This is a genomic window from Aeromonas sp. ASNIH1 (genome assembly GCF_002934285.1).
Lineage (GTDB): Bacteria > Pseudomonadota > Gammaproteobacteria > Enterobacterales > Aeromonadaceae > Aeromonas > Aeromonas caviae.
Genome location: NZ_CP026228.1, coordinates 3706790 through 3730424, shown reverse-complemented (window position 1 = coordinate 3730424; position 23635 = coordinate 3706790). Strand labels below are relative to the sequence as shown.

Here is a 23635-nt window from a genome sequence, read left to right as displayed (position 1 = left end):
GGTCTCACTCAGATTCAGCAACGCCGTGGCGGATAAGGTTCATGGCTTTCAAAACTTCTGCAGCTTGTTGGCGTTTGCCCTTCGCGTCGCGAGGGGACATGGCAATCAGACCGCCTTGGTCGACGTCGCGTAGTGACGTCATTGGGCGCTTCATATTGTCTTTCTGACCATCGAAATAGCTCTTCAGGGGGCCGCTGCCGTGCATGGCGCTACTCGTCCAGAATTTGAGAAGGTCAGTCGTCATTTCATCAATCTTCTGCTTGTAGTGCTCCGTTCCCGGAGGCATGTAGCCGGCACGCAAGCCCACCGCGAGCTCAATAAACGTGTTGATTTCGTTTGAGAATGCTGCACGGCGGTCCTTGTACTCCGAGGTGATGTTCGGAATAAATCCGTAACTTGGAGCATCCTTCTTCTCGTCGTCCGGAAGTTCGATAACTTTGCGAGTGGGCAGCACCCCGAGCAGATACGCCTGGAAAAGACTTGGGAAGACGCGCTCGATGGCTTTCTCAGCCCAGCGGTCGATGGCCGCTGGCTGCACCATCCGTTCAAGGAATCGGTGGAAAATGTCGAAGACCTCGACAATGTAGCGGTCACGACGACGCTGAGGCGTCGGAACCAGTACGACAAAACCGATGTGTGTCCGGCCAACGCGCGATGAGGCTTGAATGTACTCTGCTATGTCAGAAGGCATGCCCGCAAAGAACATCGAGTTGAACTCTTCGACGTCGACACCGTGCGAGATGGCCGAGGTAGCTATAACCGAGCGTAGTACCTTGGAGAGCGGTGAAAATTCATGGCCTGGCTCATCACGCTCTTGGGCGCGTGCCACAACAGCCTGAACCTCCCCCTGCTCGACAGAGCCAGTAATCAGCTTTGTGTCCAAACCCTCAAGGGGGACGTTGCTGTTCATGTGCCGCTTGCGAGTCTCCTCCAACTCGGCGGCCATAATTTGGTCGCCCCCCTTCTTGTTCGTCACGTAGGTCAGGGCAATTCGATGGAGATCGATAACCGTCATCAGATCATCGAAGCTCGCATCGCGTAGCGTCTGCTGGTGCAGCGTCTTAAGCGAGCCACTGCTTACGCACTCGACCAAATAATCGCGCGCAGAAACCCGGCGGGCATCGTCTCCGTTAACCAAGTCATCGAACAACCGGCTGATACAGAGGTGGAAGGTCGACAGAATCGCCACGCTAGTTGCAGTATGTGGCTTCCCATTAGTCATGTAGGCGCAGTAGACACGCGCCTGCCGAGCACGTTGCTCTGGGTCAGGTAGCTGACAACGCTCGGCTTCTGCTGCGTCCGGCTCCTGAGGTGAGGCGTAGAACGACTCATAGAGCGACGGCCCTGGATGGGGAAACTGCATTGCAGGCACTTCGCGTTGATAGAGGTGCTCGAGCTGACGCTGAGGCTCAGCGACGGTCGCTGAAGCGGCGATGACTTTTGCCCGGCGACGCTGTCCGCCCGGCGTCAGGGCGACAATGCCCGTCAGGGAGCGAGAGATATGGGTGAACACAGCATCGAGCGTGGACTCAAATAACCCAGCAAACGTACCCAGAGATTCGTCGAGGAGGTGCGCCTCATCCTGAATAATCAGACTGGGGAAAGGGTCCAGGAAGAGCTTCAAGCCATGCGGGTACGCCGGGAAGAGGGGGATGCATCCCTTGGAGTCTGGGCCGTCTTTAAGCTCTTCGCTCTTCGGAATGCGAAGGCGCTTGGTCTCCTTGTCACGCCACGGAGCGCCACCGAGCATTCCATAGATTCGGCGGATGGTGCCTTCTGCATGGCCTATGAGCGCCAGCTTATCGACTGTGCCCAGCAGCACGGACGGCGCATAGTCGTAAATGTCCTCGTCGCAGATATAGAACGGTAGCGGTTGCCAGCCATCATGATTGGCGGCGCAATCCTTATTCGAGCAGACATGAGCAATCGTTCCACCGTGCGCGGGAAAAAGTCGCAATGCCGTTTTGCTGCCGCAGAATGGGCAAGACGGAATCTTGTTCCAGGCACGCCAAGCAATGAGATATTTGGAGTCGTTATCGTGCAACACATTTTCAGTTGCCTCATCTGCCGGCGCATCTTCAATGTTCGGGATGGCGGCGACACCTTTTTCACTGTGGCGGTTTGGTGAGCCACCACTTCCCACCCAGAAGCCGATGGAAAGTGGGTCACCACCATAGTTGTACTGGCGACGCACAAGCTCCGCCTGCGCAAGCACCTTGGCACAGCGCTGTGCTTGCTGAATGGTCAGGAGTCGAAGGGGATAGCGCAGCATGGCGGTCACGCCCGTGTGCTTTCCGCGTAGCCGGTCGAACAGAAGGTTGAACACCAAGAGGCCAAAGAAAGCTTCCGATTTGCCGCCACCGGTTGCGAAGTACAGGAGCGTCACCGTGTCATCGCGGTTGGCGACATAGTGACCTTTGAACTCCGGCATCCGGGAAGCCAGCGCCGGTATGTTTGCTACGATAAATGCGAGCTGGAAGAGGCGCCATTGCCCAGTATCGGTCTTAAATCGCTGCTTCATGAAGTTGGCCATGGCCTCGTTCATCGCAAGCCATGCTTCGAAGACGACGGCTCTTGGGTCCTTCTGCGAGCCGCGTGCTGACCAAACAGCTGCAGACTCTTGGAGGATAGCGATCCCCGCCTCAATCGCGTTTTTCTCGTCTTTCCAGCGCAGAAGGTCTTCTTGAAATTTCTGTTTTTCCGCCGCAATGGCATCCACATTTTTCGGGTCGATACCCTCAGCCGTATCAATTCGGCCGGGCAATCCATCTAGCCAGGCCTGCATTTCCTCAACAATAGGAGCGAGGCGTTTGAGGCCTTCTGGCTTGCTAAGTTCACGCACGCACCGTTCCACCTTGTTGCCGCCCGTCGGGACAATACGCGGTTGAACGTAGCGTGGCGCCCACGTGGTACGCATATGGACGATATCGCCCACAGTCGGCTTTACCTGTTCTACGCCACCGTTATGGCCCATCGCCGGGTAGCGCAGATAGGCGTTAAACCTGTAGGAAGGTGTTACCCGTTCAAGCTGCAGGTTGCGGTGTAGTAGCTTAGGCAGAGTAACGTCCAGATTTACTTGGAAAATGGCCGGATCGGTCTCATCGACCTTGGCGCGTGGCTCTTTGCTCTTGTTTTCGAGCGCGATGAATACATTCTTGCAGCTTGGGTTGAGCCAGTCCGAGACAAGCTCAATGTTCCAGCCTAGCTCAATGGTCGGCAGCGGGATGGTGTTGGAACTCTTTCGGGCAAGCTCAAGAACCTCAGACCACTTCTTGTACTGACTCGGCCTGAATGTCAGGTCGCTGCGATAGGCCCAGAATGCGCCGCCCGTCTCTGGGTCAGTGCTTTTCGCCCACACCCCAAGCTGGTCGGCAATCAACTTGTTCATCAGAGCCGCATGGGTGTTCGCCAGCTCTTGGCAGCGAACAAGCGGTTCGTTCGGCGAAAAGACGAGGGGCGGGAGGTTTATTTCTAGCCGAAGCCACTTGTGCGGTGGAACCATTGGCTCGAAAAGGTCGTCATTGAGCGGAACTGCACCTTCGGCTGGAACGACCACTCCTTCTGCGGGCGGCGTATCTTCGATGCTGTTACCTTCGGTAGCTTCGCCGGTATCGAGCCGCAGAAGATTTTCTGGGATGCCTCGTTGGGCATACACGGCTTTGCGAATGTCTTCCCGAATAGTTCGCCATCCGGGATGTTTGGCCTTCGATGGGTAACTGTCTTTCTCCTTCTCCCAGGCATCATCCAAACGCTTCTTGATGGTCTCCTTGATGCTCTTGGTTACTTCCTTCTGGAGGCGGAACACTGCGCGGCAGCCGGGTCGCGCCAGGTCTTGCTCGTTCGGCAGCACACGGACGTAAGCAGCAAACTTCGGCAGGATGGAAATGGTACCTTCCACGCCGGTCTGAACCTGGAAATTGAGGCCGTGTGAAGAAATCCAGATGGGTGAAGTCACTTCATCTGCGCCTTCGATGTTCTTTTGAGGGAGGACAAAACCAGAGTTGAGCAGCAATCGAGGACGCGCGCCATAGAGGTACTTGCCGTGCCGGCCAGCGCCACTTACCTCGGAATGAACCATCGTCAGCAACGCGTCGACCACAGCTTCTTTCAGTGTCGAGTGCAGCGTTTGCGGGTCGTTGCGAACAATTGGGTTAGGCATTGGTGGTCTCTCCAACGGGTGGGCATATGGATTCAACGGTCACGATGTTTTCCCGGGCTTTGTTGAACAGCATCTTGATGGTTTCGCGCTTGATGCCGGAATGGACCATTACGGATTCCGGCTGCAGCAGCATATGGGTGTATAGGTCGGACACATGTCGACCGTCGAGCCGGCGTGCATTGCGCACAGGCATGATGACGCGACGCCAGTAGTAGGCGGCCTCGAGCTTAGAAAATCCCAGAGCATCTGCGAAGGCAGCGAAGTGTGCTTCCTTCATTGGGGCTTGAGGGCGAAGCGCATCGAACGGCGTATCTGGCGAGTCGCCGAGATTGACCCAGTGCCGCACGGACTGCTCGGCCGGAAAATCTTTGGCGAGCTTTTCGTTGACCTCCAGGATAGAGGCTCGAAGCTGCCGCACTTGGTCGGCAAGCTTGGTGCCCGGAAATTTGGTTTTCAGAGCTTTCAGAATGCTCTGATGATAGTCGCGCAGGGCCCCCTCGAATGTCTTGTCGTGCTCAATAGGGATGCCTGCTTCCTTCAGGACAACCTCTACTAGCTCACGCAGTTCTGCAGTCATCACAAAGAGCTTGTCGCCGGGTTCCAGACTTTGAACCTTGCAACTGCGAAAACCGCGATCCGTAGCATCTGCACTTGCGGGGTCATACACGTAGACATCATGAGTCGGGCGTCGATGCAGCACAGCGCCGAACTCCAGACGGATACTCCACGCCTCCGGATCATTGGCATCTTCCGTCGCCTCAACCTCTGCCGATAGGTCGATTCGGAATGCAGGCAACACGAAGTCAGCATTCATCAGGAGCTGATTACCTTCTGGCAGATGCTTGAGACGATGGAGGATGGATTCCATGCGCGGCTTCCATTGCCGGAATGCTGGAAATTCTTGAACAAGCGGCTTCAGAGTGTTGCGAAGACTTTGTCCGTTGCGCTGGGTCAGGAGCAGCTCCGTATGTGCTGGGATCTGGTCATCAGTAATGACGAGCCGCAATCCGTCCTCATCCAGCCCGGAGAAGACTAGGTGAGCGCCATTCAGATGCGCGAGGGCAGTTTCGAGTTGTGATGACGAGATAAGCCGCAGGCGCTTCTGGAAGTCCCCGAATTGGATACCTTGCGGGTAATCGCGGTAGGCAGATAGATAGCGCTCCGCCAGACGACGATAGATGGGGCTCGTGAAGACGACTATTAGCGATTTGCGTTGCTTGCCACACACTTGGCCGACAATCTCAGCCAAACGGTGCGCAAGCGGAGTACCTAGCTGGTAGTTCTCATAGAGCTGTGTCCCCATCTGCATGCATTTGCGCAGCTCAATTCGCTCAAAATCGGCTTCGGCTGTCATATCGAAGGTAACGAGCTTTGCATGGAAGGAGGACCAGCTGTATGCCTCACGCGTGCGGTCACGAATTCCGCTCTCGCCAAGCCACTCCACAAGCGTAGCCACGCCGCAAGGCAAGGCAGCCAGTCGGGCAAGATAGTTTGCCGCGTCCCAGACGGGTTTGGCCAGCTCTTGGGAATTCGGAATCTGCCCAGCCAGCCGGTAGAGCTTGTTGATGACCTTGGCGGCATCGACATCCACCACCGAAACATCGAGTGTGCGGGGAATCGGTGCACGAATTTCAGTCTGCCCAGGGGCAACCAGCCCGTCTTCCTTGAGTGCACTTGCAATACCTGTAATAGCGTATTCGTTAGGTCTCGACCAGCGCAGTTCCTTGCGCTCATGATTCAACCGCCAGAGGTCGTCCTTCAAGCTATAAGCACTTCGTGGGTGGTCTGTCACCACCAGAACCCCTGGGCAGTTTGCACCAAATACCTCTTCCAGCATTACCAGGAACCGGCACAGTGCCCCCCGCCATCCACGTGCCTCCATGCGAATTTGGCGCGTGGCATTCACGATGACAACTTCGGGGGGGCCCATCTTCTTCAGTCGTACAAGTGCCGTGCGCAACTCCTCCCTGGTTAGACGGCCATCCAGAGCGAACAAGGCGTCCGGGGCGGTTTGGGCGTTTCCCATGAACTGGCAGTTGCTGGCCAATGCTTTTTTATGGGAGCGGCGAGCGAGCTTCGCGCGGACATGCTCAAGGAGGTGAGAGTCGCATGATTCCCACGAAAGGTCGCCGGGCGTTGCCAGAAAATGGGGAATAAGCTCGCCCATGGTGGGATGGATGTGATCGCCCTCAGCTGGCTGTGACGCAAGAGAGAACAGAAACGCGTCTTTGTCGCTGCACCTGCGCTTGAGTTTGCTTGTGTCGACGCCGCTGACTTCTGCCAACTGCCGAGCATGGCGAAGCACGTCCTCGCGCCCCAGCATCAGGTGGTTGAGTGGGTAGAAGGCATTTGTCTTGGTCGGAAACACCAGACCGCGCACTCCGAGTTTGTCACCGCGCGCCCAGCGTTCCAACGTAGCCAGGGCATGCACCACTGCCAGAGTTTTTGGGCACACCGGCCACATAAGGACGATGTGCCGCGTACGGTTCTGTGCTGCAGATAAATAGAGGTTAATGAGCTCGATTAAGCCAACACCAGGAGTACTTGGAGCAGTGTCGTCTTCGCGGTAAACGCTTACGTTAGCTTCTCCGTACCAAGAAGTAATCTCGGACACAGGAGGAATACTGATATTTTTTTCAGGAGCCGTGGACACGGCATTGATAGATTCGACTAAAGTAATATTACTTTTATTTGATTTTCTTTTTAGCAACTGCTGGAATAGGAGTGTTTTTTTCTCTTTTTCGCCCATCCGTTTCTGAGCTGCGTCAAGACGCCTCCCTTTTACTGAGAAATCCATAATGACTATGCTCCTTCTTGGTCGGGCAAACCATATGCTTTACGTACAGCAGCATCAATGTCAAGTCCTTGAGCTATTGCATTAAGAATTTTTTTTGGGTCAGGAAGCGGTAAATGCCGCAGCTCATAAGCTGAAACATTGGTTGCCCCAGAAATACACCGAAAGAGACGATCTACCGTTCTAGTTCGGAGAATCTTGGCGAGCAACTCTGGTGTAATGTCAGGATCATTTTTAACCTGCTCAAGGAAACAAACATGATTTTCGCCAACAACACCGCCAAATTCAATTAATAATTCCGTTGGCACTGCCGCACCAACAAGCCTTCTTGGCTGCTCGGTTGAGCTGACTCGCTGTAATGCGACAGCGGGCTTGCGAATTACACCAGCTGCGATAGGCTCGCCCATGTCTATGTAACGCTCGATAGATGGACCAGAAACCCTATCTAATGAGAACTCACCATTCTGACTAATATTTTTTGACCAAATCAAGGGCATTAGTGCCTTGGGGTTAATTGCCTGCTCGCGTGACACAAAACGCGGCCGTTTATCTCTGTGAAAGACAATAACACCTATTTTAGTGCGGTAACCATAATCATCAAGAGTTGCCTGAGGTTCGCTGAATAAAAAAGATAACTCTTTATCAATAGCACGCCTAGGTATTGGCCAAGGTTTTGGTTCAGTAGGAAGTTGCAGAGTTCCTGCGAAATCAACTTTCCCTTGAGATTCGAGGCAAAATACTTGGGTTACTTTTTTAGTAGCCTGCCCAGGCAGTTTTCGCCAAATGGTAATTACAGTGTCCTGTTCGGCAGAAAAAAATATACCCCCTTTGTCATGAATAAGATCAAATTGCTCAACACTCCCCCGCTCACTTAATATTTTTCTAACAGGGGAAAAGGATTGGCCAGAAAAAAAACTCATTGGGGTTAGTACAGCACCGACACCACCGTGCTTCAGAATTTTAGTGGCAAGCCCAATAAATAAACCATATAGGTTAGGCTGTCCTTTCATTACATCGCTATATGTATTGAGGTAAGGTGACATTTCCACCTTGTTTATTTTTCGATAGGGTGGATTGCAAAGAACCACATTGAAACGCTGCTCAGTGCCCTCAAATATTTTTAAGCTATCGCCTTGCGAAATTTTAAACTCTGGTTCCCGCCCAACCTCCTTGATAATTGGGGCGATAGCCATTCGTAGAAATGTAGTGGTCAACCAACAAAGAAATTCATCTGTATCACAACCATAAATATTATTTTCGAGATGTAAGAGAATTTCTTCGCTGCTACCTCCCCGTGACCGAAGCTTCTCAACAATTCGAATAGCCGCCGGAGCAAGAAATGCCCCGCCACCACAGGCAGGATCAATAAGTGGACCTGACTCAATTGCAATGCACCCATCAACACTCTCCAAGAGACGCCCTGTCAATCTCGGAGGGGTAAAATACATGGCACTGCTTTTACGTTTTTCAGTCGGAAGCAGAGCGGCGTATGCAGAGCTTAACCAGAATGCCCCAGTTATTAAGTTGGATTCGTTTAACCATTCCGCAAACTTGACAATGGAAGCATCAACGTCAAGTGCTGTTGAAACATGTTCAAGTTTCAAATCAGGATAGGATAATGACATCCAGCACGCTAGGATACTTTTAGTGATGTCTGACGGAGTCGCTCCAGCTTCCATTAAAACTTTAACGGATTTTACGAACTTTGAAAAGGTAGCACTGTTATTCGGCAACATGTTCTAACCAATGCAGATGACATTGAGTTTCAATTTTATCATGATAGACATACCGATAATATCGATTTATCTGTATTTCTTGTTCTGAATTACCTTCCAGCCCCAAAACGGCTGAGAAGTGTCTAGGGAAGGTGCGGCCTAATGTTTGAATTGAGCAGCCTAGGCGGATTTTCGCGCAGGTCCGGTGGAATAATGGGTTCGGCGTCTTATGCATACGGATTGACTTCGCCATACCGGCCCAAGTGATCAATGAGTTCCTGGGCAAACCATGATCCCGACTTGGCGAGTATTGAAATTGTCGGGACTGAAGACTTACCGTTGTTCATTGCCAATATGAGAGCTGCGCACTCCCGAGTGAACGGAAGCAAGTTAACGTCAGCGATAATCTCTGTCAGACATTGTGTTGCGTTTGGCAAGGCGGAGATGATTGCTTCGACTGACTGCCCAATAGTACCCCTTGCAATGCCCGCTCCTTCATCGACAAATGTCAGGAGCTTTTCAATCTCCAATCTGCCAAAACTAGCAAACAGCTTGCGGGCATGCTCCTTCGTTCTTTCAGTGATGCTTTCCCCTGTGTGCCAGATGTCGGGATGCCATGATATGTGCGCAAAGAAATAGACCATCACATCGCGGATGTCTTCGAGCGGCCAATCTCGAAGGGCTTGGACCAACTCATTCCATGTGCTTTCCGAATTCGGATAACGTCGGAACAGCGTTATCAGTCCCAAATATGACTCATCTGGTTTCGATGACCGAAAAAGCTGAATTCCCTCTAGCAGGGTGAGATCTGGTATCTCGCGAAGAATTGTTTGAACAAATATCCGGCCAAACGTCGAACTATCAAAGCGATTGGCCTCACTCGTTTGATAACGGATAACCGCCTTGCCCGGGTTCTCCTTTAGGTATGTCTTGATATCTATCCAATGGGCTCGGCCAAGGGATGGGACGAAAACTATTCCGAGGACAGGCAGAGGATGGTGTAGCCAATACTCTCGATGACCCTCCACAGGAATCAGACATTCTTCACCCGCACTGTTGTAGTACGAGGCACCAGACTTTATCTGAACGGCAATTTGGTGATTCAGCGGTACTTCGTCGCGAATGAGCTCAATCAATGCGTCGATGCCAAGATCGTTCTCGCCATCGATCTTGTGGAATAGCGACCCTGCGTCCTCGGTAATCCCCCCGAAAAACTGAGGTGCTCATAAGTAGAATTTTCTCGTATCTTGAACGCAGGAGGTTCTACATGAAAACATCACGCTTTAGCGATGCACAGATCATCGCCATCCTCAAGCAGGCCGAGTCTGGTTCACCCGTCCCTGAGCTCTGCCGTGAGCATGGCATCAGCTCCGCCACCTTCTACAAGTGGCGCTCCAAATTCGGTGGCATGGATGCCTCTCTCATGGCGCGCCTCAAAGAGCTGGAAGAGGAAAATCGTCGCCTTAAGAAGATGTATGCCGAGGAGCGCCTAAAGGCTGAGATCATCTCCGAGGCGATGGCAAAAAAGTGGTGACGCCATCTGCCCGCAGGGAGATGGCGACCAAGGCTGTGGCTCATTACGCCATTTCTATCCGTCTGGCTTGCCAGGTGTTCAAGGTGAGCGAGGGTTGCTACCGTTATCAGCCCGTGCTGGCTGATGAAAACCAGGAGATTGCCGACTGGCTACTGCGCCTCACCGCCAACCAGCGCAACTGGGGTTTCGGACTGTGCTTCCTGTACCTGCGTAACGTCAAAGGCTTTGGCTGGAACCACAAGCGGGTCTACCGGATCTATCGGGCGCTAGAGCTCAATCTGCGGATAAAACCCAAGAAGCGGCTAGTACGCGCCAAGCCGGAGCCGTTGGCAGTCCCTGACCAACCGAATCACTGTTGGTCGATGGACTTTATGCATGACCAGCTCAGCGATGGTCGTTCGGTGCGGTTGTTTAATGTGATCGATGACTTCAATCGCGAAGCACTGTGCATCGAGGTGGATTTTTCCTTGCCTGCCTCGCGAGTCAAACGGGTGCTGGAGCAGGTCATCGAGTGGCGGGGCAAACCAGCCGCAATCCGCTGTGATAATGGTCCGGAATACATCAGCGAAGAGCTCAAGCAATGGGCGCAGCAGAAGAGGATTGCGCTGAGGTATATCCAGCCAGGCAACCCGCAGCAGAATGCCTACATAGAGCGATTTAACCGCACTGTGCGTTACGACTGGTTGGGCCATTACCTGTTTGAGTCACTGAATGAGTTACAGGAATTTGCCACGAACTGGCTGTGGGTTTATAACCATGAGCGGCCCAATATGGCGCTGGGCGGCTACACGCCGAAACAGCGCTTGGCACAGGCCGCATGACCTCTACTTTTGAGTGCTCCAAAAAATGGGGGGATTACCACATCTCGGCCACTGTCGTCCAGCTTGTTTCCAATAATGCCATCTTTATCGAGCGCGACTAAATCTAAGTGTTCACGGAGTGCCTCTGGCGCAGAAAGAAAAAGCGCAAAGCAATCGAACTCCTTGCGAATAATCAACAGCTCTTCACCGAGTTATGAAGGTTCATGTGCCCGGCGCACCCTACATGGAAGCGTGATTAGATCACAGATGATCTGCCCGTTCAAATTTCATTAACAAAGTGCGATCCCGCCTTGCCATAAACCCCATTCACCTTCATGCCTACGCACTACCGCAGCACTTGCAAATCCGTACTCTTTAGCTTGAAGGTACAGCCTTGTTCGATGCGCTCCTCCCGATTTGCCAGCACCAGAGGGTAGAGCAGGGGATGTTGTTGGTGTTCGCCGTTATAGCTCACTAGCATCCGCTCCAATGCGTAATGCACCAAGGGGATCCGTTGGCTGATCAATAGCCGGTTCCCGGTCATGGCATAGTCGCTGGCAATAATGGTCTGCTGGCTGGTGCTTTCTATCTGCCAGATCTTAGTGATTGAAGAGGCAGGGCAGTCGTTGCCCCGCCATCTTGCGGCTGGTTAACCAGCCAGCTCAACCACCGGATAACAGGCATCTCCCCACAGGGTATCGGGATGAACCATCATCAACTCGATGATCACCGGGACCAGTTTGCCGAGCAGGTTGGCACAATCCTTCAGTTGTTTGCGATTGACCGAGCTGTTCCAGGTCGCACCGCCATGGATCAACTGGTTGCGCAAGGTATAGAGGCGGTTAAACACCACGCCCAGCAACTGCGGGGTATTGCCGCTGGCGAGTGCCTGGTTTGCCATCTTCTTGCCTTGTGCCAGCCGCTCTTTCCACTGGGCTTCGCTTATCTTGCCGCTGTGATAATCCCAGAAGCCTTGTAGTACAAACGGGGTATCCAGCAGTATGCGGATACTGCCCGAGAACTCCTGCCAGACCAGATGTTCGATCTTTTTGTGCTCATCCAGGTCGCACAGTTTCTCCAGAAAGCCTTTGAAGGTCTCCTGTTCCGAGAGGCGACGATCGTCATCGATTTCAGTGGCATAAGCTGCATTGAACGCAATCCAGAGAAAGATAAAGCGCCCATCTTCATCTTCGGCCATTTCAGCGCGTTGCAGCCAGCTTATTGCACGATGAACTCGCAGGTTGAGATTGCTGGGAGAGTGTTCACGCAGCGTCCGGTGACGGGTTTTCAACTGTTCAAAATTCAACGATGATCTCCTTCTCAATCAGATGAATAGCCAGCTTTGGCAACCATGCTCTCTGTCCTGCTGCTTGAGCATCTGGTTGGTGACGAACTGGCTGGAATAGCGAGGGGTAATAACAGCGATTACTTGCGGATGACACCCTTCAGCGTCGCAATGGCCAGTTCCACCATGGTGGCCGACGTTTTTTCCAGTGGGGCATGGTGGCACTCGGGACAGGCCTCAAACCAAGTGTGGCCACGTACCATAACGTCGCTCTTGGGGACAACCGTCTTGTGCCAGCCACATGTTGGGCAGCGATAAGTAGAAGGGGGTGGTTGTATCGGCATGATATCCCTCAGGCAAGTTCCATTTGACCTAGACTAACACGGCTCAAATTATTGCCGTTAGATCCTTGTTCACACTCTTTTTAGGTAAGCGCCGCTAAATCGACGTACTTGCCTTAACGGTATTGCACCACTTTTTTTGAAATCGGCTCCAGCGCTACATTCCACGGTAGCAGCAATTCCAGCTTTTCAAGGCGGCCCGCTTCGCCGATCCGCTCCAGCACATAATTGATATACGCTGACGGCTCCAGTTGATTGGCTTTGGCGATCTCCAGCAACGAGTAGCAGGTCGCACTCGCCTTGGCGCCTTGCGCGCTATCAGCGAACAACCACGCCTTGCGACCCACCGCGAAGGGGCGGATCGCGTTCTCCGCCAGGACATTGCTGATGTGCAGATCGCCTCGTTCGCAGTAACCCGCCAGACAGGGCCACTGCGCCAGCGTGTACTCCATCGCCCTACGCGTCAGCGATCCTTTCATCACCTTGCCGACGTTATCTTCCAGCCAGGTTTTGAACTCATTTAGCAGGGGAACACTCCGCACCTGCCGCGCCTGATAGCGCTCGGCATCACTGCGCTCCCGCTGTTCCCGCTCGATGGCATAGAGCTTACCTATGTACCCCAGGGCCACGTCGGCCTTGCTGGCACTGGGCTTGTTCTTGCCCTTCGCAACGGACGGTGCCGCCTGGGTAGCCTCGATAAATTTGCGCCGGGCATGGCCCCAGCAGCCGATGCGGGTGAGCCCGTTGCGCGCGCGCACTTCCCCATAGCCGGCGTAGCCATCTGCCTGCAGGACCTCCCCTTTGTTGCCCAAACAGGCATTGTCGCAAGGCTTCTAAATTGCCCTTACCCGAGTGGGATGACGCCAACTAATTTGTCAATTTCAGCCGATGCTGACCAAAGGTAATCTTATGCAACCAATTTCTTCCCGAGCACGAAGACATCAGCGCCGTCATCGAAAGAGACGAGCACAAGCCCTTACTACAGGCCAAGGTTATCACCCCAATATCATCTTCTTCACCGGGGCTGGCTTGTCAGCGGAAAGCGGAGTACCCACGTTCAGAGGCAAGGAGGGTATTTGGCATCACGATGAAAACTGGCGCTATTCACACGCGAGCAGCCTGGACACGGATCTGGCTGGTTTCCTGGCCTTTCACAACCAGCGGCGTCAAACCATGTTGGAAGCCTCCCCCTCGCAAGCCCACTATCTGATCGCCCAGCTACAGCCGAAATATCGTGTTGGGATCATCACCCAGAATATTGATGACTTACATGAGAGGGCCGGTAGCCATGGTGTTATTCATCTGCATGGTTCAATCCGGTTTTTGGTACCCAAGGGCTTTCGTAGTCCAAAATACCGGCAGCTGTGGTCCAAGGATGTAAAGATGGGCGAGTGCTGCCCATGTACCCGCTCACAGTTGCGCCCTGATATCGTGCTGTTTGGTGAGACGGTTTATGAGTATCAACACGCTCGTCGCTGGCTCTGCGAGGCCGATATTGTGATAATTATCGGCACCAGTTTACTGGTTGAACCTGCATTCTCTTTGCTGCAAAACATCAACCCAGGCGCATCTGTCTATTACATCGATCCCGACCCCGGGTTGTCATCCCGGCTGCCGTTTCCCGGTGAGCAGATTGTTGATGGGGCTAATCGCGGTGTTGTTCGCCTATTGCAGAAAATATGTCATGACTGATGAGCCTGTAGTGACCAAGAGGAAGCAACATGAAATTGTATCTGGACGATGAGAGAGAAACACCGGCAGGGTGCGTTCGCGTATTCTGGCCAGACGAAGCGATTGCATGGCTAAAAACAGGAGCAGTGACAGAAATTAGCCTCGACCATGACCTAGGTGATGATAATAGAGGAACAGGCTACGACGTTATTCTTTGGATAGAAAAAGAGGTAATGACCAATCACTTCATACCACCCCTTATTCGTGTTCACTCCGCGAATGTCTCCGCACGAAGTAAAATGGAATTGGGTATTATGGCTATTAATGATTTTCTGGCTAAGCCATCACGGATCGCCCCAGATGATACAAATCGTGTTCGCTGACTCAGTGACATGAGGGAGGGCCAATTGAATAAAGCAGTAGGGGTGCATGTTAGGTTGCGGTGGATTCAACTCTGAAGCAAAACCCTACCCTAAAGGCAACCAAGGAGACAGAACGAGCACCTCCGCCATTGAAATTTACATATCATGACCATGAGCCATATTGATACACGACCTTTTTCATTGCTTTTATAATATACAAAAACACGTATAAAATTGATTTTCGTAGTATGAGCATGGCGACTTGTTTTTCTATATCATAAAAGCAAGCCATCTAAAAACGGAGCAAATTGACACATACGCTAATGGTGTTTTAACCTCCTAAAAAACAGGAGGCTATATGAACAACAACGAACCTAAACTAATAAAAACCAAAGCGCTTTTAAAACAGCTTGGCATTTCCAGATCAACACTGTACAGGTGGATTAAAGAACACAAGTTCCCACCGCCACACAATAAAGGCTTTTATTCTACCGCAGAGGTCAGGGGTTGGATATCAAGGCAAGATAGTTCAACTTAGACGATCAATTAAATCGCCATTTTATGGTACCGTTATAATTAAAATTCCTGCAAGGATTTTACTGCATCCATTATTTTTGTATCCCATAACTCATATGCCTCACGTTGCTCATCAATCCAATCATGTAGATTGTAAATAGCCATGACACCCGCCATCCTGTGGCCAAGCGTTTTCTCGGTTACCTGTGGTAGAACTCGTTCTTCCGATAAACGCGTACTCAACGTTCGACGCATGTCATGCATACGCCAAGAGGATTGAATTGAAAAAGAGAGAGGCTCCCGGCACTGTCAGTCGGAAGCCTCTTCATTCAGGTTTATAGGATTAGATTATGCGGAGTCGAATCGGCCAACTCCCGCGCCTTGTGCAGCCAACCCTGCGGCGCTTTTCAAGATAGTTGTCCAAAAACCAGTGGTTGCCATACTCAGTAAATCACTATAATTCGTGTGTGAAATAATTGAAAATACCCCTTACTCGAAGCTAAACAGAATAGAATTATGAGAATATCCACGCTAAAGAGATGCGGTAAAGCGTTAAGCCGTGTGCTGTTTCGTCTGCTCGCCGACAGATCGCTGCCGCTGGAGGAAACGCCCACCCGACGGCATATCGTTGTGCCGCGCTGGGATGCCAAACTAGGAGATGCCATCGTCTCCTCCTTCTTTTTTCGTGAAGCAGCCAGAATGAACATGCGGGTTACGGTAATCACCGTCGCAGAGCTAGTGCCGCTTCATCAGCAGGTTTTCGGCGTTGAACGGGTGGTGGTCACCTCCGCTAATCCCGGCGTTGTAGAGCTTATACGCCTCGTGCGGCAACTGGGCCCAGTCGATACAGTTGTCCATCTAGTGTGCAAATTGCAGCCCGCGGAAATTCTGTTTATTCGCCTGCTCCGCCCCGCCAGCCTCTATTCGCTTGATGACGACTTGCGCTGCGTAAACCGCAAATGTGGGGCGGTAACGGCAGGCCTGAACGTTATGGAACGCTACCGTCACGTGCTGCAAGCCCTTGGCGCACAGACGGTAAATAGCGACTATATTGTTCCCCTTCCTGCTGAGTTGCCCGCCCCTGACGCGGCGCCGCAGATCCTGTTTAATCCTTGGGCTAGCCGCGAGGATAAATCGCTCTCCCTGAGCTGTGCCACAGTGACACTGCGCGCGATAGCAGCGGAGTTCCCTGCTCACCGGATAGGCATTCTTTATGGACCGGCCAGCCGGGAACAGGCGAATCGGCTGGAAGCCGCAGTTAGCTGCGCCAACGTCATACGCGTGGCAAATATCGCCACCCCAGCCGACGTAGCCGGCTATCTTTGCCGTGCTCAGGTGGTGATCAGTATCGATACGGCAATTGTGCATCTGGCAGTGGGTCTGAAAAAGCGGCTGATTGCCATCTATCCCGGATCCCCCGAGGTGGCGAATCCCTGGCTCCCCCCGGCTTCGGCGCTAACGGAAGTGATCTACAGCCCGCAACCTGCTTCAGCGGCAGTAGGGGGTAAAAAAGCAATGAACCATTTCTCGTTACCGCTGCTGCTGGACGCCTTGCGGGAACGAGTGGTGCCTACCTCACATCGCGCTGATCGCTTGTCTCTGCGGGCGCAAATCGTACCAGGCCTTGGCGTTGCCACCGGCACGCTGGCACGCCAACTGCCGCTTATTGCTCAGGATTTCCCCGAGGTCGCTGACTGCTTTCCAGGCACACTGAACCTCAAGCTTGAGCTACCGCTGGAGGTGACCCGCCCAGACCATCGCACCTCACCGCTGGCCTGGACCCCAAGCGGTAGAACCCGTGAGGTGTTTGATCTGCTGCGGATAGAGCTAGAATTTGCGCATTTTCCAGCACCAGTTACGGCTTGGCTTTACGTCGCTCACTGCTCACCCCACCGTGCCACGCCGACCCTGCACGAGGTGATCGCACCACAGCTGGCGATCGGTGACGTTCGCCAGTGTCGCATCCATTTACCCAGTGGCGCGGTGGGTGTGGTGGCAGACGTGCATCAGGCCAGCTCGTCCATCAGCCGTTCACTTTCATCCAGCCAGTAGCCTACATCAGACTCAATATGTAAAAACAGGCGCGCCAGCAGCGACCCGTTAGCCAGAAACCCGGCTACTGACTCAATACGGCTGGCGGTGCGCCTAAAGTAGGTGTTGTACAACTTCAGCAACGCCACCGGCCGCAGCAGAAAGCTATCGACAGCCAGATCGGTACGGTGCATCACCTCGCAGCTAGTAAAGTTGTACAGCGGGCGGTAGCCCGGATCGATAAACTCTCCGCTGATGTTTACTACTTCTTCTGGCGCCTGCGGCACCAGATCCTTTATACAGCCCGGATTTCCCCAAACGTGCCTCTCTTCCGCCAGGCCAATCGCCAGCGCCTGCGCCAGCAGTGGGTTCCCCGGCAGGGAACCGAACAGGCACTCGCTGTGCCAGTGCAGCTTTGTGCTTAACCCATCGGGAAACAGAATGTCGGTGGGATCGCGCAGCATCAGCGTATCTGCGTCCAGCCAGACGCCGCCGTACTGCTGCACCCAGGCCATGCGAATAAAGTCACTTTTGGCGATAATTTCTTCAATACCAGTGGCGAGAGTAAAGGGCAGAGGTTCGAAGGCCCAGCGCTTGTCTACTACCGCCGGGTCAATCGCACTCTCCAGCATTTGCGGCGTCAGTAGCAGGAAGCGGTCGCCAAGCACTCTACGCATCGACACCAGCGCCAACGAGACGTAAGGTGCCATCGTTTGGCCTGGAGCATTTTCCCAGTAGCTGACGTAGCGCGGCATACGGGCGAAGGCGGTGATCATTGCGCACCTCCACTGCTGACGGCCAGCAGGCCCTGCTGCACCAGATAGCCCCTCAGCAGCTGTAGCGAAGGGCAGCACGCTGGCTGACGTAAGAACTCGTTACCCAGCGCCGAACGATAGAGCTTAAGCCAGACCGGGTCGGGGACGCGGGGCAGGAAGTCCGCCAGTGCTTGGCGATTCTCCTCACCAAAAAGCAGGCGTAGCATACGTAAAATGGGCTCGTAACCGCTGGCCGAAAGCAGACGGGCCACATTGTCATTTAGTTCTCCGGTAATCGCCACTCCGTTCAGACGGTCTTCAACTGCGGCATCTCCCAGCGCCACCCGGGGATCGATGGCCACCAGGTAGATCGCTCGGAACGACTTCGCCCCGCTCAGTAGCGAGTGGTAAAGCACCTTATCCGCCGTAGCACCGGTCACTAGCACGTCATCCCCAAAAATGACATGAACCCCGCTCCAGCGATAAAAATTTTCCGCTGGGATCACGTGATCCTGCACCAAATTAACCCGATCCCGCTCCTGCTGGCTGAGACTGGCGTAATTTTCGCAGGGAGGCGCAATGCGCGGCAGCTTCACGTTGACGATAGTTGGTAACTCCATATGCGCCAACTTAACGTTGATCTCTTCGACCACGATGTTATATAGCACGTTGGCGGTAGAGGGAACATTGCGCCAACCGGTGGTCATCATCGCTACGTTATCGCCCTTCTCTTTCGCTTCGATAAATAAGCGCAGCCAAGGTGAACCGGCCCTGTCCAGCTCGGCGCTCAGATAGTCGACAACCCGTTTGGCAAGCCAGGTAATATCTTCCACCCCGCCATACTTGGCACGACTGTAGATAGCTGCGAGTGGCGCTGCGTCCTCACCGCTGGCCATCTCGACAAAGCGGCCCGTACCCTGCGGCGCCAGATGGTACAGCGCATGGCCGCCGAGAGTAGCAACGTAATCAGACATAGTGATCAGGCCGTCGGCTAGCAGCCCGGCGGCAAAAGGACGCAACCCGGATTTTACATCGGCCGGGTCTATCGCCTTTTGCGCCAAGCGAAATTTTTCTAAGCGCGCCGGCGGCGACAGAGCCGTCCCGGTCCAGCTAAGCGAGTCAGCGGAAATTAAGGCACTCAAGGTAAAATTCCTGTTTTTGGTTTTGGTGTGATGGCTGATAGTAAATCATCCAATGCAATATCGGTTCGTTGCCGCTGGCGGAAGTAGCTTAAGTGCTGTAGCCCCTGCAGAGACAGCTCATGCATCAGTTCGGCTATTCCGGCTCCGGCATCGCGCGGGTCATGAGCATCAGAACCAATGGTAAGTGGTACGTTAAGATCGATAAGCTGTGCCAGCAGGGTACTCGATGGATAAGACAACAGGCCGTCGACCTCCTGCCCTGACATCGGATCCAGCGTGGTTTTACGCAGGCCTGAGGCGTTAAGTTCCCATGCAATGCTGCTATGTGCCAGCACGCCGAGCAGCGGTTCGAAATAGCGCAGGAATTGCGCCTCCGGAATGCCGCGAAGCAGGCTGTCCGCGTGGCCAACTGCATCGAACAACCCGCTTTCTAGCAGACCCTGCAGGCTGCCGAAATAGCGTTGCAAAAACGCTTCCCCGGCCAGCCTCGGCAGCTCCCAGACCTTGACCATTGGCTCATGGTCCAATTTAACGTAATGAATCGAACCGATAGCAAAGTCGATCGGATAGCGTGCTAGCAGCACACGAGTGTCGTTCTCTGTTCCCGGCATATAATCCAGCTCCAGTCCGCTAAGCAGGGTAATTTCCCCGCTATAGGCACGCCGCGCGTTATCGATATCGGTAAAGTACTGCTCCAGCTCCGCCTCCAGCAGCCGGTTGCCGCTATCAACGATAAAGGGTGCATGATCGGTAATGGTCAGAATGGTCACACCCGCCGCGATAGAGGCGCAAACCAGTTCATCAACACTACCAACCGCATGCTTGGAGTAGAAGGTGTGACTGTGGCTATCGATCATGCAGCCTCCCACTGTTCAAGCAGCCCGCTATGCTTAGCCAGCTCTTTGACCAACCAGTAGGGATTATTCACCTTGGCAATGCTGTTGCGCAGTTGTTCGCTGACCTCCATCCGTGCCAGCAGTTCGGTAAGCGGCTGGGTATAGAGCGTTCTGGCCAACGGGTCCTGACGCAGCCAAGCGGCGATCTGTTGCCAGCTCAGCTTATCGACATGAATATTACCCAGTCGCTGGGTTTCAATACCGTAGAGGTAGACGCTGCCGTCAGGTTTTACGGTAACATCCATGCCGTTTGCCTGCGGCTGCGGGTTCAGGCTGCCGAAGGTAAAGCGCTTGTTGACCTTAGATTCAATGGCGGCCACATATCCGGCGAGATCAAGATAGCCTGACGGTGTGCCCGGCGCGGGGTGGACAAGGTTTTTGTAATCGATGGAAAAGCGCTCTTTACCGATGACCAGCGTATCCTCCAGCACGCTGTGCGCCTCAATACCTGCCTCAATGCCCCACGCAGCCAGCTCGTCCAGCAGGTAGCGGCGGGTAAAGTCACGGTCAATGTCAATTGAGCGAAACGAAAAGCTTAACCCTGCGGGGCGACTATGGCGTAGGTAGTCCAGACTCATGTACAGGATCTTTAGCGCCAACCAATTGAAATAGATATAAAAAAGGCTTCGTTTGTGATCTAATTTTATCGCCAAACAAAATCAACACGCGCGAAGCCTATGACCATTATTAATGCTAATCACTATCTGGAGCAACTCCTGGCTCCCGCCGCACTCGAGCGCATTGCTCGGCTCTGCAAGTTTTGTCTGCGTCAGCGCGCCATTACCCCTGCCATGCTCGTACCTGCACTGTTGCGGGCCATGGGGGGCGACCAGGTCAATGACATTGCCAGCTTACACCGTCATTTCAATGCCTTGCAGCTGACGAAAGAGCATCAGGTTTCTTACAAACCGTTTCACAATCAGCTGCGTAAAGAGAGCTTTGCCCTGTTTATGAAAGCGCTGGTCGAACGGGCCATCGCCTTGCGTATCGACCATCAACTCAAAGCGGCCTCCCTCGGCGCGTTCAAGCAGGTGTTATTGCACGATGGCACCTCCTTCGCGGTGCACCGGCGTCTGGCGGCTGACTTTCCCGGCCGGTTCAAGACCATCAGTCCGGCGGCTATCGAGTGCCATATGACCATGTCTCTGTCGGAGCAGAGCCCACTGTGCATGAGTGTGTCTGCCGATACCGCAGGGGAGCGGCAATTTCTCCCTGAGGCTCACAAGCTGGCCAACTGCCTGCTGCTGGCTGACGCGGGTTACATTGACAGGGCCTGGTTTGAGCAGGTGAACGACGCTGGCGGATTTTATCTGGTGCGAGGAACGCAAAGCCTGAACCCCAAGATAATCCAGGCCTGGCGCGGTGATGGACGGGAAGTGCCAAAACTGGCGGGACTGTCACTGAAAGAGGCAGGACGGCGGCGCTGTCGGGCCGAGGTGCTGGATATGGTGGTGAAGTCCGGCAAGGTCGAGTACCGCTTGATCCGACGCTGGTTTGCCGAGGAAAAGCGGTTCTGCTTGTGGATGACCAACCTGCCGCGAGCGGCATGGTCAGCAGAGCAGGTGATGAGCCTGTATCGCTGCCGTTGGCAGGTGGAGTTGTTATTTAAAGAGTGGAAATCGCACAACCGGCTCAAGGGGTTTGTGACGGGGGAGAAAGCCATCGCCGAGGGATTGGTGTGGACGAGTTTGCTGTCGCTGGTGATGAAAAGGCGGGTCGCGCAGAGTGTGATGACAGGGAAGCTATCGATGTTGAAAGCGTCAAAGAACAGTACGACATGGTGGTTGCCGCTATTGGAAGCAGTGGCCCATAGAGCGCTGACAGAAATAAGGGAAAGACTGGAATGGGCAGCTGATTATTTGGCCAAGAACGCTTGCCGAACCAAGCAGAGAAAATCGATACAGAACAGGACCTTGGAAGGAGTTTTAAAGGGACTCAACGCTTAAGGTCCTGTACATGAGTCCAGACTAAAGCCATGTGCGCGCCACTTAATTTTTTCAATATGGTGGCTATCCGAACTGAGGCGTATATTGCAGCTGTCGCCATTTTGCAGCACGATGCGGTTAGTCTCTTCGTAGAAATCGACCATTTTATCGTGACGCAGAAAGCCGCTGGTAATAAACTCAAAATGCCTGCCGCCGCGCGAGAGAGCAAGAATTTCGTGAAACGTTCCAATATTATTTAGCGGCTCCCCTTCTCCGCTGACCGAAATTCGCTTCACTGCTGGATCATTAATTAAGCGCGCCAAGTTTTCCCGTGCACGCACTGACAGCTCCATGCTTTTACCGGTTTGATGCTTATCAGCATACATGCAAAACGAACAGCCGATACCGCAGAGCTGCGTGATGTCGATATAAAGCAGATGACCATGTAATTTCATTGTTATTCACTCACTAAAAGCGCTGCAAGGTGAACGACAGGGCGAGAGCACGCCAACCTAAAAAATGAACAACCAGAGCAAAACGCCAGCTCTTCGTATAAAAAACGCTCACACCCAGGAGTAAAACTTAGTGCTATTTACTCATTAGCTGAGTTTTTTATGAGCTGGCGGCGTGGCGGGCCTTGATTTAACAAAGTGAGCTCCCGCTCTGGGTGAAAGAGAGGGCGAAGACGTCGCAACACACAAAAACATACTTCAGTAACCAATTGAAATTAAAGGGCTACAATTTCAGCTTCACTGTAATAGCTGTCACCTTTAATTGGTTGGTTTTGATTATGCACATGATTAAAAAAGTGGTCAAAACAAATTAGAAGTTTCTGTTTTATATAATTCTTTTTTGCCTACTTAACCTGGTCGGCGGCCCATCACATTCAACTAACTCCGGCTCCTTATGCAGCAAGCCTAGTCATCCCCTGATTTTCAGGGCAAGGAATGAGCACGTTTGATACGTAGAATATGGCCTAATGCCACTGCTCTAAAAGGTGCATTATTCTTGTTGGTGCCCCTGATGATATTGATCCGCTCAAAACGATATTTACCACCTCAAATCCGCGCCATGCCTCGCTCATATGAAGGAATGGCTGAGGTAGCCTAATGTAAACAGCAATTACTATTTGATTGAGAATGGCCAGCCATTAACCACTAAAGAGCCATCATCACGAATCCGCCACTCAACTTCCCGGTTCAGAATATCTCCTCCTTCAATTGAGTTGCTGTACCGGTCTGTCAGATAGTGAAATCGCTGGTTTGTGGATCCAACCCAATTCCGTGTCCGGTCCGGGCGTGAAGCCTCATAGGGACCGTCGACAAGCACATCGGTCCAAGTCAGCAAGCCTCGCGTGCCAGGCAGCGACAAATCATTCAGTTCCTCAAGCGTGTAGCCGGTGAACGTCATGACTGATAACCCCGCACGTGATACCGCCTCGGCAACTACAGCAAGTCCCTGCGCCTGAAGAAATGGTTCGCCACCAAGAAACGTGACTCCCTCCAGATCCCACTCCTCGTGTGCCGCCAGCAATTGTTCAATCATGGTCTCCGCACTCAGAATGTCACGTTCCACGATCTTCAGGTAGCCTGGGTTGCAACACCCGACACAACGCTTGTCGCAGCCTTGAACCCAGAGTGCCGCACGTTTTCCAGGCCCCTCAACTTCCGTGCAAGGTATCCATGACGCCAGATTCAACCAAGACACGG

The 23635-nt window shown here is 53.2% G+C and carries 18 protein-coding genes and 1 pseudogene; 6 read left to right on the top strand and 13 right to left on the bottom strand.

All coding sequences use genetic code 11. The annotated features are described in order from the left end of the window. Positions 1–4 precede the first annotated feature (4 nt). The 4 genes from C2U37_RS18235 to C2U37_RS18220 form a co-directional block, all read right to left on the bottom strand. A complete protein-coding gene (locus tag C2U37_RS18235; protein ID WP_104452864.1) occupies positions 5–4159 on the bottom strand; it encodes a DEAD/DEAH box helicase in 4155 nt (1384 codons plus the stop codon). Further along, positions 4152–6956 carry a hypothetical protein gene (locus tag C2U37_RS18230; RefSeq protein WP_104452863.1) on the bottom strand — a complete coding sequence of 935 codons (2805 nt, stop codon included), beginning with the start codon at positions 6954–6956 and terminating at the stop codon, positions 4152–4154. Before C2U37_RS18230 ends, C2U37_RS18235 begins: the two co-directional genes overlap by 8 nt. 5 nt (positions 6957–6961) lie before the next feature. Next, positions 6962–8689, bottom strand: coding sequence for an HsdM family class I SAM-dependent methyltransferase (locus C2U37_RS18225; RefSeq protein ID WP_104452862.1), 1728 nt, complete (start codon positions 8687–8689; stop codon positions 6962–6964). 206 nt (positions 8690–8895) lie between these two features. Continuing rightward, positions 8896–9813: a DUF4365 domain-containing protein gene (locus tag C2U37_RS18220; RefSeq protein ID WP_442778411.1), complete on the bottom strand. Its 918-nt coding sequence runs from the start codon at positions 9811–9813 to the stop codon at positions 8896–8898. Positions 9814–9935: 122 nt separating this feature from the next. Here C2U37_RS18220 and C2U37_RS18215 point away from each other — a divergent pair. Continuing rightward, a protein-coding gene (locus C2U37_RS18215) for an IS3-like element ISAs22 family transposase (protein ID WP_088821966.1) occupies positions 9936–11023 on the top strand; the annotation gives its coding sequence in 2 pieces (ribosomal slippage) (positions 9936–10188 and positions 10188–11023; 1089 coding nt in all). Positions 11024–11348: 325 nt separating this feature from the next. Here the strand turns inward: C2U37_RS18215 and C2U37_RS18205 are convergent. The 3 genes and pseudogenes from C2U37_RS18205 to tnpC form a co-directional block, all read right to left on the bottom strand. Then, complete coding sequence (locus C2U37_RS18205; RefSeq protein ID WP_233768425.1) at positions 11349–11504, bottom strand: hypothetical protein; 156 nt, start codon at positions 11502–11504, stop codon at positions 11349–11351. A gap of 147 nt (positions 11505–11651) precedes the next feature. Next, the gene (locus tag C2U37_RS18200) at positions 11652–12308 is read right to left on the bottom strand and encodes a HEPN domain-containing protein (RefSeq protein WP_104452860.1); all 657 of its coding nucleotides are present in this window, start codon (positions 12306–12308) and stop codon (positions 11652–11654) included. Positions 12309–12744: 436 nt separating this feature from the next. Continuing rightward, positions 12745–13422, bottom strand: a pseudogene (gene tnpC, locus C2U37_RS18190) (IS66 family transposase); the annotation flags it as partial. 115 nt (positions 13423–13537) lie between these two features. Between tnpC and C2U37_RS18185 the strand changes: the two are divergent. From C2U37_RS18185 to C2U37_RS18165, 4 genes are all read left to right on the top strand, one after another. Next, on the top strand, positions 13538–14320 hold the full coding sequence (locus C2U37_RS18185; protein ID WP_039038878.1) for an SIR2 family NAD-dependent protein deacylase: 783 nt from the start codon (positions 13538–13540) through the stop codon (positions 14318–14320). Between the two features lie 29 nt (positions 14321–14349). Further along, a complete protein-coding gene (locus C2U37_RS18180; protein ID WP_104452858.1) occupies positions 14350–14682 on the top strand; it encodes a cyclic-phosphate processing receiver domain-containing protein in 333 nt (110 codons plus the stop codon). A 337-nt stretch (positions 14683–15019) separates the two neighbouring features. Then, the gene (locus tag C2U37_RS25385; protein ID WP_104452857.1) at positions 15020–15199 is read left to right on the top strand and encodes a helix-turn-helix transcriptional regulator; all 180 of its coding nucleotides are present in this window, start codon (positions 15020–15022) and stop codon (positions 15197–15199) included. 539 nt (positions 15200–15738) lie between these two features. Beyond that, positions 15739–17229 carry a glycosyltransferase family 9 protein gene (locus C2U37_RS18165; protein WP_199770473.1) on the top strand — a complete coding sequence of 497 codons (1491 nt, stop codon included), beginning with the start codon at positions 15739–15741 and terminating at the stop codon, positions 17227–17229. Here the strand turns inward: C2U37_RS18165 and C2U37_RS18160 are convergent. From C2U37_RS18160 to C2U37_RS18145, 4 genes are read right to left on the bottom strand one after another with little or no spacing between them, the layout of a single operon-like run. Beyond that, entirely contained in the window at positions 17184–17984 is an 801-nt protein-coding gene (locus tag C2U37_RS18160; protein ID WP_199770472.1) for a glycosyltransferase, read from the bottom strand. The two genes, C2U37_RS18165 and C2U37_RS18160, sit on opposite strands and share 46 nt — an antisense overlap. Further along, entirely contained in the window at positions 17981–19105 is a 1125-nt protein-coding gene (locus C2U37_RS18155) for a hypothetical protein (protein WP_199770471.1), read from the bottom strand. Before C2U37_RS18155 ends, C2U37_RS18160 begins: the two co-directional genes overlap by 4 nt. After that, the gene (locus C2U37_RS18150; RefSeq protein WP_104452855.1) at positions 19102–19962 is read right to left on the bottom strand and encodes a histidinol-phosphatase; all 861 of its coding nucleotides are present in this window, start codon (positions 19960–19962) and stop codon (positions 19102–19104) included. The genes C2U37_RS18155 and C2U37_RS18150 overlap by 4 nt, the downstream gene beginning before the upstream one ends. Further along, a complete protein-coding gene (locus C2U37_RS18145) occupies positions 19959–20579 on the bottom strand; it encodes a hypothetical protein (protein WP_199770470.1) in 621 nt (206 codons plus the stop codon). The genes C2U37_RS18150 and C2U37_RS18145 overlap by 4 nt, the downstream gene beginning before the upstream one ends. Before the next feature lie 99 nt (positions 20580–20678). On the opposite strand from C2U37_RS18145, the gene C2U37_RS18140 reads away from it, so the two are divergent. After that, positions 20679–21947 (top strand): IS4-like element ISAeme3 family transposase, encoded by a 1269-nt coding sequence (locus C2U37_RS18140; RefSeq protein WP_041205731.1) that lies wholly within the window; start codon positions 20679–20681, stop codon positions 21945–21947. On the opposite strand, the gene C2U37_RS18135 is transcribed toward C2U37_RS18140, so the two are convergent. After that, a complete protein-coding gene (locus tag C2U37_RS18135; RefSeq protein WP_199770469.1) occupies positions 21944–22381 on the bottom strand; it encodes a radical SAM protein in 438 nt (145 codons plus the stop codon). The genes C2U37_RS18140 and C2U37_RS18135 overlap by 4 nt on opposite strands. A 670-nt stretch (positions 22382–23051) precedes the next feature. Further along, positions 23052–23633 (bottom strand): 4Fe-4S single cluster domain-containing protein, encoded by a 582-nt coding sequence (locus C2U37_RS18130; protein ID WP_104452854.1) that lies wholly within the window; start codon positions 23631–23633, stop codon positions 23052–23054. Positions 23634–23635: the final 2 nt, after the last annotated feature.

Excerpts from the sequence above, each read along its gene's own strand:
- C2U37_RS18235 (WP_104452864.1), bottom strand. The coding sequence starts at position 4,159 with ATGCCTAACCCAATTGTTCGCAACGACCCGCAAACGCTGCACTCGACA.
- C2U37_RS18230 (WP_104452863.1), bottom strand. The coding sequence starts at position 6,956 with ATGGATTTCTCAGTAAAAGGGAGGCGTCTTGACGCAGCTCAGAAACGG.
- C2U37_RS18225 (WP_104452862.1), bottom strand. The coding sequence starts at position 8,689 with ATGTTGCCGAATAACAGTGCTACCTTTTCAAAGTTCGTAAAATCCGTT.
- C2U37_RS18185 (WP_039038878.1), top strand. The coding sequence starts at position 13,538 with ATGCAACCAATTTCTTCCCGAGCACGAAGACATCAGCGCCGTCATCGA.
- C2U37_RS18180 (WP_104452858.1), top strand. The coding sequence starts at position 14,350 with ATGAAATTGTATCTGGACGATGAGAGAGAAACACCGGCAGGGTGCGTT.
- C2U37_RS25385 (WP_104452857.1), top strand. The coding sequence starts at position 15,020 with ATGAACAACAACGAACCTAAACTAATAAAAACCAAAGCGCTTTTAAAA.
- C2U37_RS18160 (WP_199770472.1), bottom strand. The coding sequence starts at position 17,984 with ATGATCACCGCCTTCGCCCGTATGCCGCGCTACGTCAGCTACTGGGAA.
- C2U37_RS18150 (WP_104452855.1), bottom strand. The coding sequence starts at position 19,962 with ATGATCGATAGCCACAGTCACACCTTCTACTCCAAGCATGCGGTTGGT.
- C2U37_RS18145 (WP_199770470.1), bottom strand. The coding sequence starts at position 20,579 with ATGAGTCTGGACTACCTACGCCATAGTCGCCCCGCAGGGTTAAGCTTT.
- C2U37_RS18140 (WP_041205731.1), top strand. The coding sequence starts at position 20,679 with ATGACCATTATTAATGCTAATCACTATCTGGAGCAACTCCTGGCTCCC.
- C2U37_RS18135 (WP_199770469.1), bottom strand. The coding sequence starts at position 22,381 with ATGAAATTACATGGTCATCTGCTTTATATCGACATCACGCAGCTCTGC.